At 58.7% G+C, this 17,779-nt stretch carries 11 protein-coding genes; all 11 read left to right on the top strand.

From position 1 onward, the window contains the following. Positions 1–118: 118 nt before the first annotated feature. The 11 genes from MTP36_RS13770 (at position 119) to MTP36_RS13720 (ending at position 17,718) form a co-directional block, all read left to right on the top strand. Positions 119–1,438, top strand: coding sequence for an ABC transporter substrate-binding protein (locus tag MTP36_RS13770; RefSeq protein ID WP_158403743.1), 1,320 nt, complete (start codon positions 119–121; stop codon positions 1,436–1,438). A 178-nt stretch (positions 1,439–1,616) separates the two neighbouring features. Beyond that, a complete protein-coding gene (locus tag MTP36_RS13765; RefSeq protein ID WP_120081037.1) occupies positions 1,617–2,543 on the top strand; it encodes a carbohydrate ABC transporter permease in 927 nt (308 codons plus the stop codon). Between the two features lie 16 nt (positions 2,544–2,559). Beyond that, positions 2,560–3,420 carry a carbohydrate ABC transporter permease gene (locus tag MTP36_RS13760; RefSeq protein WP_005920167.1) on the top strand — a complete coding sequence of 287 codons (861 nt, stop codon included), beginning with the start codon at positions 2,560–2,562 and terminating at the stop codon, positions 3,418–3,420. A 73-nt stretch (positions 3,421–3,493) separates the two neighbouring features. Beyond that, entirely contained in the window at positions 3,494–5,290 is a 1,797-nt protein-coding gene (uidA, locus tag MTP36_RS13755) for a beta-glucuronidase (protein ID WP_249251392.1), read from the top strand. A gap of 5 nt (positions 5,291–5,295) precedes the next feature. Further along, a complete protein-coding gene (locus MTP36_RS13750; RefSeq protein WP_154255878.1) occupies positions 5,296–6,456 on the top strand; it encodes a glycoside hydrolase family 88 protein in 1,161 nt (386 codons plus the stop codon). Then, positions 6,456–8,144, top strand: a complete 1,689-nt coding sequence (locus tag MTP36_RS13745) for a DUF2264 domain-containing protein (RefSeq protein WP_097774995.1) — start codon at positions 6,456–6,458, stop codon at positions 8,142–8,144. Before MTP36_RS13750 ends, MTP36_RS13745 begins: the two co-directional genes overlap by 1 nt. 95 nt (positions 8,145–8,239) lie before the next feature. Next, positions 8,240–11,254 carry a glycoside hydrolase family 2 TIM barrel-domain containing protein gene (locus MTP36_RS13740; RefSeq protein WP_249251390.1) on the top strand — a complete coding sequence of 1,005 codons (3,015 nt, stop codon included), beginning with the start codon at positions 8,240–8,242 and terminating at the stop codon, positions 11,252–11,254. A 648-nt stretch (positions 11,255–11,902) separates the two neighbouring features. After that, complete coding sequence (locus MTP36_RS13735; protein WP_249251388.1) at positions 11,903–13,462, top strand: recombinase family protein; 1,560 nt, start codon at positions 11,903–11,905, stop codon at positions 13,460–13,462. 154 nt (positions 13,463–13,616) lie between these two features. After that, the gene (locus MTP36_RS13730; RefSeq protein ID WP_249251386.1) at positions 13,617–14,717 is read left to right on the top strand and encodes a leucine-rich repeat protein; all 1,101 of its coding nucleotides are present in this window, start codon (positions 13,617–13,619) and stop codon (positions 14,715–14,717) included. A 14-nt stretch (positions 14,718–14,731) separates the two neighbouring features. Beyond that, on the top strand, positions 14,732–16,162 hold the full coding sequence (locus MTP36_RS13725) for a vWA domain-containing protein (RefSeq protein ID WP_330220862.1): 1,431 nt from the start codon (positions 14,732–14,734) through the stop codon (positions 16,160–16,162). Positions 16,163–16,179: 17 nt separating this feature from the next. Continuing rightward, entirely contained in the window at positions 16,180–17,718 is a 1,539-nt protein-coding gene (locus tag MTP36_RS13720; RefSeq protein WP_249251381.1) for an ATP-binding protein, read from the top strand. Positions 17,719–17,779: the final 61 nt, after the last annotated feature.

Below are 17,779 nucleotides of genomic sequence, written 5' to 3'. Positions count from 1 at the left end.
TTCCATTCCGGTTTTTGCGTTTGTGCGGTATCCTAGTGTCAACAAAAGCGAGCGGCTCCCCGGCACGGGGGAGACCGCTGCACAGAACAAACACACTGCCCTGAAGGAGGACACACTTATGAAAAAGATCTCTCGTCGTTCGTTCCTTACCGCTGCCGCTGCCTGCGGCGCAGCTGCTGCCCTGAGCGCCTGCGGCGGCTCTTCCGCAAGCTCCACTGCTGCTTCCTCCACTGCCGGTTCCACCGCTGCAGCCGCAGCCGCAGGCCCTGTTACCCTGCAGTGGTCGGTGTGGGATAAGGAGTCCACCCCCTACTGGCAGGCCATGGCCGACGGCTACATGGCAAGCCACAAGGACGTGACCATCGAGATGGTGGATCTGGGCTCCAGCGATTACATGACCGTTCTGGCTACCCAGCTGGCCGGCAGCGCCGATCTGGATGTCGTGACCGTCAAGGATATCCCCGGCTACGCAAACCTGATCAATCTGGACTACCTCAAGCCCCTGAACGAGGTGCTGACCCGCGATACCGGCGATTTCAACGGCACCATCGAGCAGCTGACCACCGATGACGGCAACTTCTACGCCGTGCCCTTCCGCAGCGACTTCTGGGTGCTGTACTACAACAAGGATCTGTTCGATAAGGCCGGTGTGGAGTATCCCTCCAATGACCTGACGATGGAAGATTACGACGCTCTGGCCCGCAAGATGACCAGCGGCTCCGGCGACACTAAGGTCTATGGCTGCCACTACCACACCTGGCGCTCTGCCGCTTCTCTGTTCTCCATTCTGGACGGCAAGAACACCATCATCGACGGCAAATACGACTTCATGAAGCCCACCTACGATATGGTCATTGCCCAGCAGAAGGACGGCATCTGCATGGACTACGGCTACCTCAAGACCTCTTCTCTGCACTACTCCGCAGCCTTTGAGAACCAGCAGTGCGCAATGGTCAACATGGGCAGCTGGTTCATTTCCACGCTGGAAGCTTACATGAAGGATGCCGAGACCAAGTTCAACTGGGGCATCGTCAAGTACCCGCACCCCGCCGGTGCAGAGGCTGGTTCTACGCTGGGCACTGTGACCAGTCTGGCCATCAACGCCGATTCTCCCAAGGCAGAGGCCGCTGCCGACTTCATCAACTGGTGTGTCTCCGAAGAGGGCGCACAGGCCATTGCCAAGACCGGCACCTTCCCGGCCTGCGGCTCCGCTGCTACCGCCGAGATCATCAAGTCCACCGAGGGCTTCCCCGAGGACAGCAATTCTGTGGATGCACTGACCACCAGCAATGTCTATCTGGAAATGCCCTACACCCAGTACGCATCTGATATCGAGACCATCCTGAACGCCGAGCACGATGCCATTATGACCATGAGCGAGACCGTGGACGAGGGCATCCAGAACATGAACGATCAGGTGCCCGCAGTTCTCGGCTGATAAAGCGTTTCCCGCAATACGTTGCGGTTCTCCTTCTTCATCGTTTTCAATCCCCATTCATTTTCCGATGGACGAGCATCGGAAAAAAAGCCCTGTCCGAGCGGGGCGGGTATGCACAGCGCCCGCTCCGCTCATTTTTTGAAAAAATTGTTATACTTCCGGGAAAGGAGGCTCTTTTATGGCGAGTGCTGCTGTCCAGAATAAAACTCCCCGTAAAGTGCTTAAAAAATCGACCCGCGATTCTCTGATTGCGTATTCCTTCATTGCGCCAAACTTCATCGGCTTCTGCGTGTTTACGCTGGTGCCCATGGTGTTTGCCATTGCGCTGGCCTTCTGCGCATGGGACGGCCGCCACGCCATCGAATTTGTCGGCCTGAAGAACTTTGTAAAGCTCTTTACCACCGATAAGATCTTTCAGGCGGCTTTGAAAAACACCATCGTCTATGTCATCGGCACCGTGCCGCTGACGCTGGCCTGCTCGCTGGCCATGGCCGTGCTGCTGAACCAGAACGTGAAGCTGCGCAACTTCTTCCGCACGGTGGCGTTCTTCCCCTACGTTGCCTCGCTGGTGGCGGTGGCAGCGGTGTGGAACATGATCTTCAACCCCTCCATGGGCCCCATCAATATGATCCTGAACCAGTTCTTCGGCGTGGCGGTGGAAAACCTGCCCCGCTGGGCTGCCGGTAAGGACACCGCTATGATCACGGTCATCCTGTTCAGTGTGTGGAAGAACATGGGCTACTACATGGTCATCTATCTGGCAGGCCTGCAGGGCTGCAACCCGGACCTGAACGAAGCCGCCGAGCTGGACGGTGCAAACCGCTGGCAGCAGTTCTGGCACATCACCCTGCCGCAGCTGCGCCCCACCACCTTCTTTGTGGTCATTATGCTCACCATCTCCGGCTTCAAGGTCTACGACCAGATGTACATGATCACGCAGGGCGGCCCCGGTACTGCTACCATGACGCTGGTGTACTACATCTATAATGTGGCCTTCGTCAATACTCCGAAATACGGCTACGCAAGTGCAATTTCCATGGTGCTGTTCGTACTGGTGCTGATCGTTACCATCATCCAGTTCCGCGGCTCCAAGGGCGAGAACTGAGAAAGGAGGAAGAACCATGTCTGCTGCTATTATCAAGACCGAAGCCTCTCAGAAGCGCCGCAATTTCATCTCCAAGTTCCTGATCTATTTCTTCCTCATCGTCATCACAGCCTGCATGCTGCTGCCCTTTTTGTGGATGCTGTCCTCCTCCTTTAAGCTGAATAAGGACGTGTTCGGCTTCCCCATCCAGTGGATCCCCAAAAATCCCCGCTGGCAGAACTATGTGGACATCTGGACCCAGATCCCGCTGCTGACCTTTGTGAAAAACACGGTCAAGATCACCGTGGTGGTCACCCTGTTGCAGCTGTTCACCTCCTCCTTTGCAGCCTACGCCTTTGCCAAGATGCAGTTCAAGGGCAAAAACGCGCTCTTCCTCGGCTACATTGCCACCATTGCAGTGCCTTGGCAGGCCTACATGGTGCCCCAGTTCATGATGATGAGTTCGTGGCATTTGAACAACACCCATCTGGCCATTATGTGCTTACAGGCCTTCAGCGCCTTCGGCGTGTTCCTGATGAAGCAGTTCTACGAGGGCGTGCCCACCGAGCTGTGTGAGGCTGCCCGCATTGATGGCCTGAGCGAGTACGGCATCTGGTGGCACATCATGCTGCCGCTCAGCCTGCCCGCCCTGTCCACCCTGACCATCTTCACCTTCGTGAATACCTGGAACGACTTCCTTGGCCCCCTGATCTATCTGACCAAGACCGAACTCAAGACCATCCAGATCGGTCTGCGTATGTTCATCACCCAGTATTCCGCAGAGTACGGCCTGATCATGGCGGCCTCTGTGGTGGCACTGATCCCGGTGCTGATCGTGTTCCTCTCCCTGCAAAAGTACTTTGTGCAGGGCGTGGCATCCACCGGCATCAAGGGTTAAACAAATCACCCGTAAGCGGGGCGTGGGCAGTACCCGCGCCCCGCATTTTTTGCAGAAATAGAGGGAAAGCGTTATGTTATATCCTGAACAGAATGAAGCGCGCTTGAAGCTGAGCCTTGACGGCACATGGGCGTTTGCGCTGGGCAGCTGCGTGGAAGACCAGTTCGATCCCGCAAAGCCCCTGCCGGATGCCCAGCCCATCGCCGTGCCCGCCAGCTACAACGACCAGAACGACCAGACCACCGCCCTGCGCCGCCACTACGGCTGGGCATGGTATCAGCGCAAGGTCACGCTGCCCACTTTCTGCGCCGGGCAGCGGGTGGTGCTGCGGTTCGGCTCGGTGACCCACACCGCAAAGGTCTGGCTGAACGGCAAGCTCATTGCACAGCACAAGGGCGGCTTTACCCCCTTTGAAGCAGACGTCACCGCCCTGCTGCGCCCCGGCGAGACGGTGCTGCTGACAGTCGCCTGCGACAACCGGGTGAACCACAGCACCCTGCCTGTGGGCAACGAGGACGGACAACTGGCCTTCTTTGGCTCGGACAACGCGGGCATCCCCAGCGTGGAAGCCGCCAAGCGCACCGCCGCACCCCAGAACCGCCCGAACTTTGACTTTTTCAACTATGCGGGCATCCACCGCCCGGTGTGGCTCTATACCACCCCCAAAGAGTATATCGAGGATGTGACCGTGGTGCCCGCCGTGGACGGCACGGTGCAGTACGCGGTCAAAACCACCGGCAGCGCGCCTGTCCATGTCACGGTGCTGGACGCTGACGGCAACGCCGTTGCAAGCGCCGAAGGTGCAGAAGGCACGATCACCATCCCGGAGGTGCATCTCTGGGAGCCCAGACCCGGCACGCCCTACCTGTACACCCTGCACATCACCTGCGGGGCGGATGTCTACGATCAGACCTTTGGCGTGCGCAGCATTGAGGTGCGGGGCACACAGGTGCTTTTGAACGGAAAGCCGCTTTACTTCAAGGGCTTTTGCAAGCACGAGGACTTTACCGCCCATGGACGCGGCTTTGATCCGGTACTGAACGTGAAGGACGTGAACCTGATCCACTGGGCAAACGCCAATGCCGTGCGCACCAGCCACTACCCCTACGCCGAGGAATTCTACGACCTGTGCGACCGGGAGGGCATTCTGGTGATGGACGAGACCCCGGCGGTGGGCATCGGCGGCGGGGCGGCGGTGAATCCTTACAAGGAATATCCCCTTGCGGAGCATCACCGGCAGGTGCTTGCCGAGATGATCCATCGGGACAAAAACCACCCCTGCGTGGTGCTGTGGAGCCTTGGCAACGAGCCGGATCTGGAGCACTTCCCGCAGGATGCCTACGATTACTGGCACCCGCTGTATGAGCTGGCGCATCAGCTGGACCCGCAGAACCGCCCGGTCACCCTCGTCTGCTGCCAGAACGACTATACGAAAGATATCACCACCTGCACCATGGATATCGTCTGCATCAACCGCTACTACGGCTGGTACAACCTTTCCGGCGACATGGACGCTGCCTGCTACGGTTTGAATCAGGAGTTGGATTTCTGGGCAGAGCAGCACAAGCCCGTGATGATGAGCGAGTACGGTGCAGACACTGTGGCAGGTCTGCACACCGCCGGAGCCGAGATGTTCAGCGAGGAGTTTCAGGTGGAATTTTACCGCCGTCTGGATGCAGAGTTTGACAAGCGCCCGTGGTTTGTGGGAGAATTTGTCTGGAACTTTGCAGATTACGACACCGTGCAGGGCCCCATGCGGGTGGACGGCAACAAAAAGGGGCTGTTCACCCGGGACCGCCGCCCCAAGCTGGGTATGCACTTTCTGCGCCAGCGCTGGCACGATATCCCAAACTTTGGATTTAAGGAGTAATCAAGATGAAAACCTACCAGAATCATGCCATGACCGACGCCGAGGCACGGCAGGCACTGGCCGATGCCTGCAAACAGGTGGAGACCAATCTGCCCCTTTACACCTACCAGTGCCAGAACCATTCCAGCGTTGGCAATATCTACCCCGGCTGCGCCAATAACCAGTGGACCTGCGGCTTCTGGCCGGGGGAGATCTGGCTGGCCTACGAAGCCACCGGGGAGGAAAAATTCAAGACCGCCGCCCTCATTCAGGTGGACAGCTTTGCGGACCGCATTGCCCGCAAGGTGGAAGTGGATCACCACGATATGGGTTTTTTGTACAGCCCCACCTGCGTGGCAGCATGGAAGCTGGTGGGCAGCGAAAAGGGCAAAAACGCCGCCATTGCCGCCGCCGACCAGCTGCTGACCCGCTACCAGCCCAGCGGCCGCTTCTTGCAGGCATGGGGCACTATGGACGACCCCGGCAACTACCGCTATATCATCGACTGTATGCTCAACGTGCCGCTGCTGTACTGGGCGGCGCAGGTGACCGGCAAGGACCACTACCGCGAGATCGCCGCTGCCCACACCGCCACCACGCTGGCAAACTCCTTCCGGCCGGACGGCAGCACCTACCACACCTTCTTTATGAACCCGGACGGCACCCCCAAGGGCGGCCGCACCTGTCAGGGCTATAAGGACGACAGCTTCTGGGCGCGGGGACAGGCGTGGGGCGTGTACGGCAGCGCCATTGGCTACACCTACACCCACGATGAAAAGTTTTTGGATGTGTTCCGCAAGGCGCTGGCGTTCTACCTCTCCCGCCTGCCGGAGGATATGATCCCCTGCTGGGATATGCTTTTTGCCCCGGAAAGCGGCGAACCCCGGGATTCCTCCTCCGCTGCCATCGTGGCCTGCGGCCTGCTGGAAGCGGCAAAATATGTGGACGAAGCAGAAGCCGCCCAGTGGCGCACGCTGGCACGGCAGATGCTGGCCAGCCTTGCCGCAAACTACGCGGTAAAGCCCGGCACCCTCGGCTCCGGCCAGCTGCTGCACGGCACTTACAGCAAAAAGAGCCCCTACAACACCTGCACCCCGGAGGGCGTGGATGAATGCACGAGCTGGGGCGATTATTTCTACATGGAGGCGCTGACCCGCCTGACCAAAGACTGGGAGATGTATTGGTGATGAACTTGCAGACCAAAGCGGATTTTACCGCACTGATGCACAAATTTCTCGACCCGCTCAAGCCCTGTTATTCCGCAGGCTGCGCCCGGCTGCATCTGGGCGAGACGGGCGTGACCTACAACCAGAATGCCATTGAGCTGGAAGCCTTCAGCCGCCCGCTGTGGGCGCTGGTGCCCTTCTGGGTGGGCGGCGGTTCCGACCCGGAATTTGAAAAAATCTACCGCAAGGGACTTGCCGCCGGCACCGACCCGGAAAACCCCGAATACTGGGGCACCACCGGGGAGTATGACCAGTGTTATGTGGAGATGGCGGCCATTGCCTGCGGCATCCTGACTGCACCGGAAAAGCTGTGGACCCCGCTTTCTGGCACCGAAAAACAGAACCTTGCTGCATGGCTGGGGCAGATCAATGCCCACACCATCCCGGATTGCAACTGGCAGTTTTTCCGCATCCTTGTAAATCTTGCCCTGAGAAGCGTGGGGATGCCTTACAGCCCGGAACTGCTGGAGGACGGCCTTTGCAAGATCGACAGCTATTACAGCGGCGACGGCTGGTCCACCGATGGCGCCTCCGTGCAAAAGGATTACTACATCCCGTGGGCCATCCAGTATTACGGGCTGCTCTACTCTAAATTTGCCGCAGACATCGACCCCCGGCGTGCTGCACTCTACCGCCAGCGCGCCCAGCTGTTCGCGCAGCAGTTCGTCTATTGGTTCGATGCCAACGGCGCAGCCCTGCCCTTTGGCCGCAGCCTGACCTACCGCTTTGCCCAGAACAGCTTCTGGGCGGCCTGCATCTGGGCAGGGCTGGAACCGCTGCCCCTGCCGGTGATGAAAGGGCTCATCGTCCGCAACTTCAACTGGTGGCTGGGGCAGAAAATGTTCGACCGGGATGGCATCCTGACCATCGGCTACTGCTACCCGCAGATGTACATGGCCGAGCGGTACAACGCCCCCGGCAGCCCCTACTGGGGCATGAAGAGCTTTTTGCTGCTTGCTTTGCCGGACGACCACCCCTTCTGGTCAGCCGAAGCCGCGCCCATGCCCGCATTGGAGCGGCTCAAGCCCATGCCCTACGCCAATATGCTGGTGCAGCGCCGGGCGGGGCGGGTAACGGCATACGCCGCCGGTGTCAACGAGGGCCACGGCCACGGACAGTTCCCGGAAAAGTACGCAAAATTTGCCTACGATACCCGCTTTGGCTTCTGCGCCTCCCGCAGCCGGGAGGTGCTCAATCAGGCCGCGCCGGACAGTATGCTGGCCTTTGTCATGGACGATAACGTGTTTGTGCGCAAGGTGAGCAAAACGTGGAAAATTGAAGCCGGGGCTGTGACCGCGCAGTGGTCGCCCTTCCCCGGCATTGAGGTCACCACCACCATCACCCCCACTGCCACCGGCCACCGCCGCCATCACGAGATTGACAGCAGTTTCGACTGCGAAGCCTACGACTGCGGTTTTGCCGTGCCCAATTTTGCACCGGGCTATGCCGAAAGTGTGGAAAATGATACCGCCGAAGCCCATTGCGACACTCTGCGCTGCACCGTGCGCGGCAGGGGGGAGGCAGTGGTCATCGGCTGCGACCCCAACACCAGCCTGTATTTCCCCAACGTCCATCTGCCCGCTGTGAAGTACCACATCCCCAAGGGGCACACAGAACTGGACACCGAGGTCTTTGACGAAGCAGACTGATGCCGCTTCTTTCCAGAAAAACAGTCGTTTTGTGCGGCTGTTTTTCTTATATTCTGTGCTATAATGAGAGCAGAAAATGCTGCGAGGTGACATTTATGCCTTTAAATAATCCTATCACATCGGCGCTTCTGGCCGACCCGGAAATTTTCCAGCAGAACCGTTTGCCCTTCCACGCTCATTTTGCAGACCAGACAAGCCCGGAAATGCCGCTGGCCGTCAGCTTGGATGGCGAATGGGCTTTCCACTATGCGGAAAACCTGACTGCGCCTTTCTCAGACTGGGACACCCTGACCGTGCCCGGCTTCATCCAAATGCAGAGCCTGCAAAAGCCCGGCCAGCCCTACGGCACGCCCCATTACGTCAACACCCAGTACCCGTGGGACGGCCATGAAAAGCTGCACCCCGGTCAGATTCCGCAGGATTATAACCCCATCGGGGAATACCAGCGCAGTTTCACCCTGCCGGAAAGCTGGGCAAGCTGCTATCTGCGCCTGAACGGCGCGGACAGCGCTGCCGCCGTCTGGTGCAATGACGTTTACATCGGCTACACCGAGGATACCTTCACTCCCGCTGAATTTGACATGACCGCCGCCGTCCACCCCGGCGAAAATACCCTGACGGTACAGGTGTACCGTTTCTCCTCCGGCAGCTGGCTGGAGGATCAGGATTTCTGGCGCATGAGCGGCTTGTTCCGCTCTGTGGAGCTGTTCACAAAGCCGGAAATTCACCTCGAGGATGTCTTTATGAAGCAGGATTTTGCCCCGGACTTTTCCAGTGCCACTGTCACCTTTGATTGCAAGGTCAGCGGCGCGGGCACCATCTCGGTGGTGTTTGATGGCGAGGAGCAGTCTGCTGAGGTGGGCGAACCTGCCGAATACGACAGCGGTGTGGTGTTCGGCAAGGGCGAGGCCGACCCGGACGTGGAAGAGGACGTGCAGGATGTCTCCTTCACCTTTACGGTGGAGCATCCCACCCTGTGGAGCGCCGAGCAGCCGAACCTGTACGAAGCAGAAATTGCCCTGCTGAACGAGGGTGCTCTCGTGGAGCGCACCGGATTGAAAGTCGGCTTGCGTAAGTTTGAGCTGAAAGAACGCCAGATGCTTTTGAACGGCAAGCGTATCGTGTTCAAGGGTGTCAACCGCCACGAGTGGAGCTGCCGCACCGGCCGCACCGTCAGCCGGGAAGAGATGCTGTGGGATGTAAAGAACCTGAAGGCCCACAACGTCAACGCCGTGCGCACCAGCCACTACCCCAACGACCCCTATTTCCTGTCCCTCTGCGATGAATACGGCCTGTATGTCATCGGGGAGACCAATCTGGAGACCCACGGCACATGGCAGAAGCTGGGTGCGGACGGCTCGGACGAGTGGACGCTGCCCGGTGCCCGCCCGGAGTGGCGGGAAAATGTGCTTGCCCGCGCCGAAGCCATGCTGGAACGGGACAAAAACCACCCGGCCATCCTCATTTGGTCTTGCGGCAACGAGAGCCACGGCGGCAAGACCCTGTGGGAGATGAGCGAGTATTTCCGCAACACCGACCCCAGCCGCCTTGTGCACTACGAGGGCATTTTCTGGAACCGGGAGTACCCCGCCACCTCCGATATGGAAAGCCAGATGTACACCCCGGTGGCAGACATCAAAAAGTTTCTGGCAGAGCACCCGGAAAAGCCCTTTATCATGTGCGAGTACAGCCACGCCATGGGTAACAGCTGCGGCGGCATCACCGACTACACCGAGTATGCCTACGAAGAGCCCCTGTATCAGGGCGGGTTTATCTGGGAGTACATGGACCACGGCATTGCAGTGACAAGCCCGGACGGCAAGCCCGGCTTTGCCTATGGCGGCGACTTCGGCGACCGCCCCACCGACCGGGAATTCTGCGTGGACGGCCTTGTGCTGCCCGACCGCCGTAACACCCCCAAAATGGACGCCGTCAAGGCGGCCTACGCACCGCTGAAGATCACCCTGACCGACACGGAAGCCGTGATTGAAAACCGGAATCTCTTTACCGACCTGAACGCCTACGACCTTGTGTTTGCGTCCTCGGTCAACGGCAAGCCGGAGCGCCGGGCGGTGCTGCGGGCAGACTGCAAGCCGGGCGGGACGGAGCACATCCCGTTTCCCTTTGCCTTACCGGAGGCTGGGCTTGCCTGCATGACCGTTACCGCCATCCAGCGGGCTGCACTGCCCGGCATCCCGGCGGGCTATGAAGCCGCTTTGGGGCAGGTATGGCACAACTACGCCGTCGCCCGGCTGACCCTGCCCGCCCCGCAGCTGGTGGAGATGGACTGCAACGTCGGCGTAAAGGGCGAGGGCTTCGAGTACATCTTTGGCCGAGGCAAGGGGCTGGTGTCCATCCGCTATAACGGCGTGCAGCTGCTGGACGATACCGTGCGCCCCAATTTCTGGCGTGCGCCCACCAACAACGACGAGGGCTGTGCAGAGCCGTTTACATTTGCCTTCTGGAAAACCGCCGGTCTCTACGCCCGCTGCGATAACCTGACCGCTGAAACAAAGGGCGATTTCGTCATCGCCCGCGCAAACTACACCCTGCCAGATGGGCAGACGCTGCCCATTGATTTTGCCATTGACGGCGCAGGCCGCTGTGATATCACCATGACATGGCAGGGCACGCGCACTGAGCTGCCGGAGTTCGGTCTGCTCTTCCCGCTGCGTCGGGAGCTGACGGAAGTCTCCTATCTGGGTCTTGGCCCCCGGGAGACCACCGCCGACCGCACTGCAGGCGGCAAGATGGGTGCGTGGAACTACAACGTCCGGCAGGATTTTGCCCAGAACACCCCGGTCTACCCGCAGGAGTGCGGCAGCCGCACCGGCGTGTACAGTGCAACTGTCACCGGCAGCGGATTGAATATAGGCATCGGCTTTGCAGGGGACGGCATGACCTTCTCGGCGCTGCCCTACACGCCCCATGAACTGGAAAACGCCCGCCACCTTTACGAGCTGCCCCGGGACGACAATAAGACGGTCGTCCGCTGCGCTGCTTTCCAGCGCGGCGTGGGCGGCGACAACAGCTGGGGCGCAAAGCCCCATGCAGACGCCTGCTTTGCGGTGGAGAAGGGAACCTCGTTCCGTTTTACGATTCAAAAATAAAAATTTACTTGGCTAAAGTGGTGGGTATCATCGTGATACCCACCACTTTGGTCTTGAGTAGCTTAAGCGAGCGACAACCACCAGCTCCGCTGGTGGAGTAGAAAATGCTTTAGCTATAAGATTCGAGCAAAGCGAGATGACAAAGAAATTGTTATCTTAGAAGATGCACTTTGCAACATAGCTCGTTAGAGCGGTAGGGCAGGTAATGCAGATGAAAGACGCTTGCTCGAGGCCCCTTGAGGGGCTTTGCCAGTAGGATGCCCTTCTAGGGCTTACTCAAGCCACCGGCTTAGCCGGTGGTTTTGACTATTGCGAAACCGTAACAAGACAAAAATCAGCGCAATATTCAAATAGTATATTTGCGATATGCAATCCAACGTTGTAGCTGCTGCATTAAAAAGTTGAATTTTTATGGTTTATGGAGAAATAAGGAATTGTGTCAAAATGACACAATTGCTCCGGGCACCTTCATAGAACCATGGAATGTGAATATTTTGCTTTCATAGGAGTTCATGTTTTTTACTGAATCTCGTGAAAAGCGTATAAAAAGCTTGCAATCATCTGTAAAATGTGGTATATCCATTATACGAAACATTGCTTTAAAAGAACACTCCACCGTTCAATGATGTGTAAAGTGAGGTGCCTGCCATGACCGCCGTGATCTATGCCCGCTATTCATCGGACAACCAGCGCGAAGAATCCATTGAAGGCCAGATTCGTGAATGCACTGCCTATGCGGAAAAGAACGGCATCACCATCGTCAAGCACTACATTGACCGTGCTATCTCTGCCAAGACGGACAACCGCCCGGAGTTTCAGCAGATGATTAAGGACAGTGACAAGAAGCTGTTTGACATCGTGCTGGTCTGGAAGTTGGATCGTTTTGCCCGGAACCGCTACGACAGTGCCCGGTACAAGACCCAGCTGAAGAAGAACGGTGTCAAGCTCATGTCTGCCACCGAGATCATCTCCGAGGGACCGGAGGGCATCATTCTGGAATCGGTGCTGGAAGGTTATGCCGAGTATTATTCCGCTGACCTGTCTGAAAAGGTCATTCGTGGCATGACCGAAAACGCACTGAAGGGAAAGTTCACTGGCGGTGCCATTCCCTTTGGCTACATCATCAACGCAGACCACCGCTTTGAAATCGACCCGTTGACTGCTCCCTTTGTGGCAGAAACCTTCCAGCGGTACAACGATGGCCAGACCATGCGGGAAATTCGGGATTGGCTGAACGAAAAGGGCGTCAAGAACCAGCGTGGCGGGCTGATGACCTTCAACACCATTCAGCATATGCTGAACAATCGCCGCTACATCGGGGAGCTGAAATATCGTGATGTTTTGATTCCCGATGCGATTCCCTCCATTGTGTCCGCAGAGCTTTTCAACGATGTGCAGGAAAAGATCGCCAAAAACAAAAAAGCCCCTGCCCGTAGAAAGGCAGAGGATGACTACCTGCTCACCACCAAGCTGTTCTGCGGCTACTGTGGGGCGTTGATGTTTGGCGAAAGCGGCACAAGCCGGACGGGTGAAGTCCACCGCTACTATAAATGTGCCACTGCCAAAAAGCACAAGGGCTGCAAGAAAAAGACCGTCCGCAAACAGTGGCTGGAAGATCTGGTGGTCAACCAGACCATGCAGCTTGTGAAAGACGATGCCGCTATGGAATCCATCATCGCCAAGGTGATGGAACTGCAAAACAAGGAGAATACCAACATTCCCCTTTATAAAAAGCAGCTCCGGGATGCAGAATCCGGTATCCAGAATATGCTCAATGCGATTCAGGCCGGTATCCTGACCAGCTCCACCAAGGAGCGGTTGGAGCAGCTGGAAGAAACCAAGCGTGAGCTTGAAGCACGCATTGCGGAAGAAAAGCTGGCGAAGCCGAAAGTGACCGAAGAATTTATCAGGTTTTGGCTGCTGCGGTTCCGTAAGCTGGACATGAGCCTGAAAGACCAGCGGCAGGCACTAGTGGATACCTTCATCAATGCGATTTACCTGTATGATGATAAGGTTTTGATAACCTTCAACTATAAAGAAGGAACACAGACCGTCACCTTTGGGGAAGCGGCAGAAGCCGCATCAAAGGGAAATGGTTCGGATTTGGATTGCTTTACTGCACCACAAAAAAGACAGCTTTTGATGGCTGTCTTTTTTGTTTTATACGGCAATTTCCCTTCGGCAGCACCGGAAGAACAGAGGACTTGAACAAGGCTGTGACAAAAAGGGGAATACTGGCAGCGCTGCCGGGTCCCGCAGCCCGTCAGCACAGAACCGTTCAAATCTTTCTCTGCACTGGACAATCACCCCCTGTTCGCGGTATACTGAAAGCTGAATGAATGCAGAAAAACGAGGTCGCAGCATGGTGGAACAGGCAAACGAACTGATATTGGATATCTTGCCCCTTTCGGCACAGACGGGACGGCTGGTGCGGGTGTATGGCACAGCACCCTGCGTGGTGCTGCCGGGCAGCGTGCCCGCCCCGGAGGGCGGCAGCCTTGCCCTGACCGAGCTGGGCGACTACTGCTTTTCCGAAAAGCCCCGCAGCCTGCCTGCGCCGGATGCCCTGTGCCGCTACGCAGTAAGCGCAGACGGCACGGTGCGGCTGACCCGGGCGTTTGGGCAGGCGGTGGGGCAAAAGCCCGCCCGCCGGTACGATTTTGACCTTGACGCCCCGGCAGCGGACGAAGAGGAACTGCACCCGGTGTGTGGCAGCTTTCTGGAGGAAGCCACTCTGCCGGACAGTGTACAGGTCATTGGCAGCTGCGCCTTTTACAACTGCCGCAGCCTGCGTCTGCTCACGGTGGGCAGCGGGGGACTTACCGTGGGCAGCGATGTGTTTCTGAATTGCTTTGCGCTGGAGACCCTGCGGGTGCAGGCCGCACCGGAGCAGCCCACCGGGCTGTTTGCGCTGGTAAACAACATCACCGAGGCGGTGCAGGCGCAGTTCTGGCCCGCCGATGCCCCCGCGCCGCTGGCGGCGCTGTGGTACCCCGCCTACTGGGAGGATATCGAGGAGACCCCCGCCCACATCCTGCTGCACACCTTTTCCGGGCAGGGATACCATTACAGACAGTGTTTTCTCGACAGTAAATTCCTCCCGGCAGAATATGACGCTATCTTCCCGCAGGGGCACGACGCCGATGACGCCGCCATTATGGCCATGCTCTGCTTTGCCCGCCTGCGGTATCCGTGGCAGCTGACCGAAGCTGCCGCCGGGCACTACCGGGCGTTTCTGGCAGCCAACACCGACCGGGTGTTCGCCCGCCTTTTAAAGGCGCAGGATACCGACAGCATCCGCGCCCTGCTGGCGCTGGACGTGCTGGATAAAGCCGCTTTTGCGTCCGCTGCCGCCCTTGCCGCCAAGGCAGAGAACGCCGCCGCTGCCGCCCTGCTGGCAGATGCGGAGCACAAAAAATATGCCCCCCAGCCCAAAAAGCAGCGGTACGATTTTGATTTTTGAGAGGTGACCACACGTTGCCAAAGGAAAAATTTTTCGACCCCCGCAAGCCCTTCCAGTCCCAGCGGCCGGAGACCCACGAGGAGTGGCAGGCACGCATGGGCGGCGAGGTGCTGGCGGTGGTGCGCAGCGGGCTGTATCTGGACTTCCGGTTTCTGGATATGGCACTCAGCGCCCTGACCCCCGCCCCGGACGAGCGCTGCCGGGTGCTGGCTACGGACGGACAGACCCTGTATTACCAGCCGCAGCGCCTGTTGCAGCTCTATCAGGAGAACCCGAAATATCTCAACCGGTTGTATCTGCACACCATCTTCCACTGCATATTCCGGCATTTGTGGCTGAAAGGCCGCCGCGAGCCGCAGCTGTGGAGCCTTGCGTGTGATATCGCGGTGGAAAACGTCATTGACAGCTTACAGCGCAAAAGCGTGACGCGTCCGCTGACCTATGTGCGGCAGAACGCCTACCGGCAGATCACCGCTGAGGAAAAGGTAGTGGCGGCAGCGCCGGTGTACCGCTGGCTCACCCGACAGACGCCCGGCGTGCTGCGGCAGCTGGAGCGGGAATTCGTCACCGATGACCACCGCCTGTGGCCGAAGGATGCCCCGGAGCAGCCCCAGCAGATGCCCACCCCTCTGCCGCAGAAAACGTGGCAGAAGATTGGGGAGCGGATGCAGACCGAGCTGGACCTGCGGGATAAAGAGGCGGGCGAGGGCACCGATGCCTTGAAGCAGCAGGTGAAAGCCGCCAACCGCAGCCGCCGCAGCTACAAGGACTTTCTGCGCCGGTTCTGCGTCCTGCGCGAGGAGGTAAAGCTGGACCCGGACGAGTTTGATCTGAACTTTTACACCTATGGCCTTTCGGTGTACGGCAACCTGCCCCTGATCGAGCCGCTGGAAAGCCGGGAGAGCAAAAAGATCGAGGAGCTGGCATTGGTCATTGATACCAGTTACTCCACCTCCGGCGAGCTGGTGCGCGCCTTTCTGGCCGAGACCTACACCCTGCTCAAAGGGCGGGAAAACTTTTTCCACCGCATGAACCTGCACCTGATTCAGGCCGACAACGCCGTGCGGCAGGATATCCTCATCCGCAACGAGGACGAACTCATCCACGCCATGAACCACTTTGAGCTGCGGGGCGGCGGCGGAACGGACTTCCGCCCGGCCTTTGAATATGTAAACCAGCTTTGCGCCGAAAAGAAGTTTTCGAACCTGCGCGGCCTTTTGTACTTCACCGACGGCATGGGCACCTACCCGGCGCGGCGTCCCGGCTACGATACCGCCTTCCTGTTTTTGGGGGAGCGGTTCGATGATGCCAATGTGCCGCCGTGGGCGATGAAAGTGGTACTGGACGAAGAAGAATTTACCGGTGCGGCAGCCCGCCCCGCCAGCGCCCTTGCGGACGCTCTGGCCGAGGAGGACGACCTGTACCGCGAACTGAACAACTCCTGACAAGAGGGGGAACCATTATGAATATCAAACGTGCCAAAGAAGAGATCGAGCATACCGTAAAAGCTTACCTTGCCAAGGATGCGCTGGGCGAATACGCCATTCCAGCCATCCGGCAGCGCCCCATCCTGCTGATGGGCCCTCCGGGCATTGGCAAAACGCAGGTGATGGAGCAGGTGGCCCGGGAGTGCGGGGTGGCACTGGTGGCCTACACCATCACTCACCACACCCGCCAGAGCGCCGTGGGTCTGCCCTTTATCCGGCAGCGCCACTACGGCGATAAGGACGTGTCGGTGACCGAATACACCATGAGCGAGATCATTGCCAGCATCTATGCCAAAATGGAGACCACCGGCCTTTCGGAGGGCATTCTGTTCATCGACGAGATCAACTGCGTGTCTGAGACGCTTGCGCCTACCATGCTGCAATTTTTGCAGTGCAAGACCTTTGGCAATCAGGCCGTGCCTGCGGGCTGGGTCATCGTGGCGGCAGGCAACCCGCCGGAGTACAACAAATCCGTCCGGGATTTTGACATCGTTACCCTTGACCGCGTGCGCCGCATGGACATCGAGCCCGACCTGCCGGTGTGGAAGGACTACGCCCGCGCTGCGCATATCCACAGCGCCATCCTGAGCTATCTGGAGCTGCATCCCCAGAACTTCTACCAGATCAACGCGGACGTGGACGGCACCCAGTTCGTCACCGCCCGCGGCTGGGAGGATCTTTCCAACCTGCTGGACACCTACGAAACGCTGGGCTTGCAGGCAGATGAGGAACTGATCCGGGAGTATATCCAGCACCCGAAGATCGCCGAGGACTTCTCGGCTTATCTGGATCTGTACTACAAGTACCGGGACGACTACGGCGTGGAGGAAATTCTTGCCGGGCAGGCAAAGCCCGCCGTGTTCGCACGGCTGCTGCAGGCCCCCTTTGACGAGCGGCTCAGCCTTGTCAGCCTGCTGCTGGCGGGGCTGGACACCCGCTTTACCGCTTCCTTGCAGGCAGACGCCGTGGCCGATGCCTGCTACGCCTTTTTGCGGGAGACCAAAAAGGCGCTGGCTACCCTGCCGGAGGATATCCCAGACGGCTCCGCAGAGTTGTTCAGTCAGCAGATCAAGGACTACGAAGCCGAGACCCAGCAAAAGCGCGATGCCGGGCTGCTGGGCAAGGCAGAGCTGACCAACCGTCTGCAGGTGCAGGCCGCGCTGCACCAGTGGGAAGGGGAGCTGCGCCGCGCCAACGCCGCCGGTACGCAGGAGGCCTTCGACCTGCTGCGCGGTCAGTTCCGTGCGCTGGCAGACCAGCGCGAGACCACCCAAAAGACCGCCGCCGCTGCGCTGGAAGCCGCTTTCGACTTTATGGAGCAGGCCTTTGCGGAAAGTCAGGAGATGGTGGTATTCGTCACCGAGCTTACGGTGAACCCCGCTTCCCACCAGTTCCTCACCGAAAACGGCTGCGAACGGTACTTCAAGTACAACAAGGATCTGCTGCTGGATCACCGCAAGGCCGCTTTGCAGCAGGAGCTTGCCGCCGAGCAGCGCCGCCACGGCGGGGTGTAAGGCACGGAAAACGATTTGATTTTTTGGGGTTCAGAAACACCTGCGGGCGTTTCTGAACCCC

It is taken from the genome of Faecalibacterium sp. I4-1-79, from assembly GCF_023347235.1.
Lineage (GTDB): Bacteria > Bacillota > Clostridia > Oscillospirales > Ruminococcaceae > Faecalibacterium > Faecalibacterium tardum.
The sequence above is the reverse complement of the archived record's forward strand: the minus strand, read 5'-3'. Positions and strand labels throughout refer to the sequence as shown.

Bases quoted from the DNA above. Each gene is read 5' to 3' on its own strand.
- MTP36_RS13770 (WP_158403743.1), top strand. From the start codon at position 119: ATGAAAAAGATCTCTCGTCGTTCGTTCCTTACCGCTGCCGCTGCCTGC.
- MTP36_RS13765 (WP_120081037.1), top strand. From the start codon at position 1,617: ATGGCGAGTGCTGCTGTCCAGAATAAAACTCCCCGTAAAGTGCTTAAA.
- MTP36_RS13760 (WP_005920167.1), top strand. From the start codon at position 2,560: ATGTCTGCTGCTATTATCAAGACCGAAGCCTCTCAGAAGCGCCGCAAT.
- uidA (WP_249251392.1), top strand. From the start codon at position 3,494: ATGTTATATCCTGAACAGAATGAAGCGCGCTTGAAGCTGAGCCTTGAC.
- MTP36_RS13750 (WP_154255878.1), top strand. From the start codon at position 5,296: ATGAAAACCTACCAGAATCATGCCATGACCGACGCCGAGGCACGGCAG.
- MTP36_RS13745 (WP_097774995.1), top strand. From the start codon at position 6,456: ATGAACTTGCAGACCAAAGCGGATTTTACCGCACTGATGCACAAATTT.
- MTP36_RS13740 (WP_249251390.1), top strand. From the start codon at position 8,240: ATGCCTTTAAATAATCCTATCACATCGGCGCTTCTGGCCGACCCGGAA.
- MTP36_RS13735 (WP_249251388.1), top strand. From the start codon at position 11,903: ATGACCGCCGTGATCTATGCCCGCTATTCATCGGACAACCAGCGCGAA.
- MTP36_RS13730 (WP_249251386.1), top strand. From the start codon at position 13,617: ATGGTGGAACAGGCAAACGAACTGATATTGGATATCTTGCCCCTTTCG.
- MTP36_RS13720 (WP_249251381.1), top strand. From the start codon at position 16,180: ATGAATATCAAACGTGCCAAAGAAGAGATCGAGCATACCGTAAAAGCT.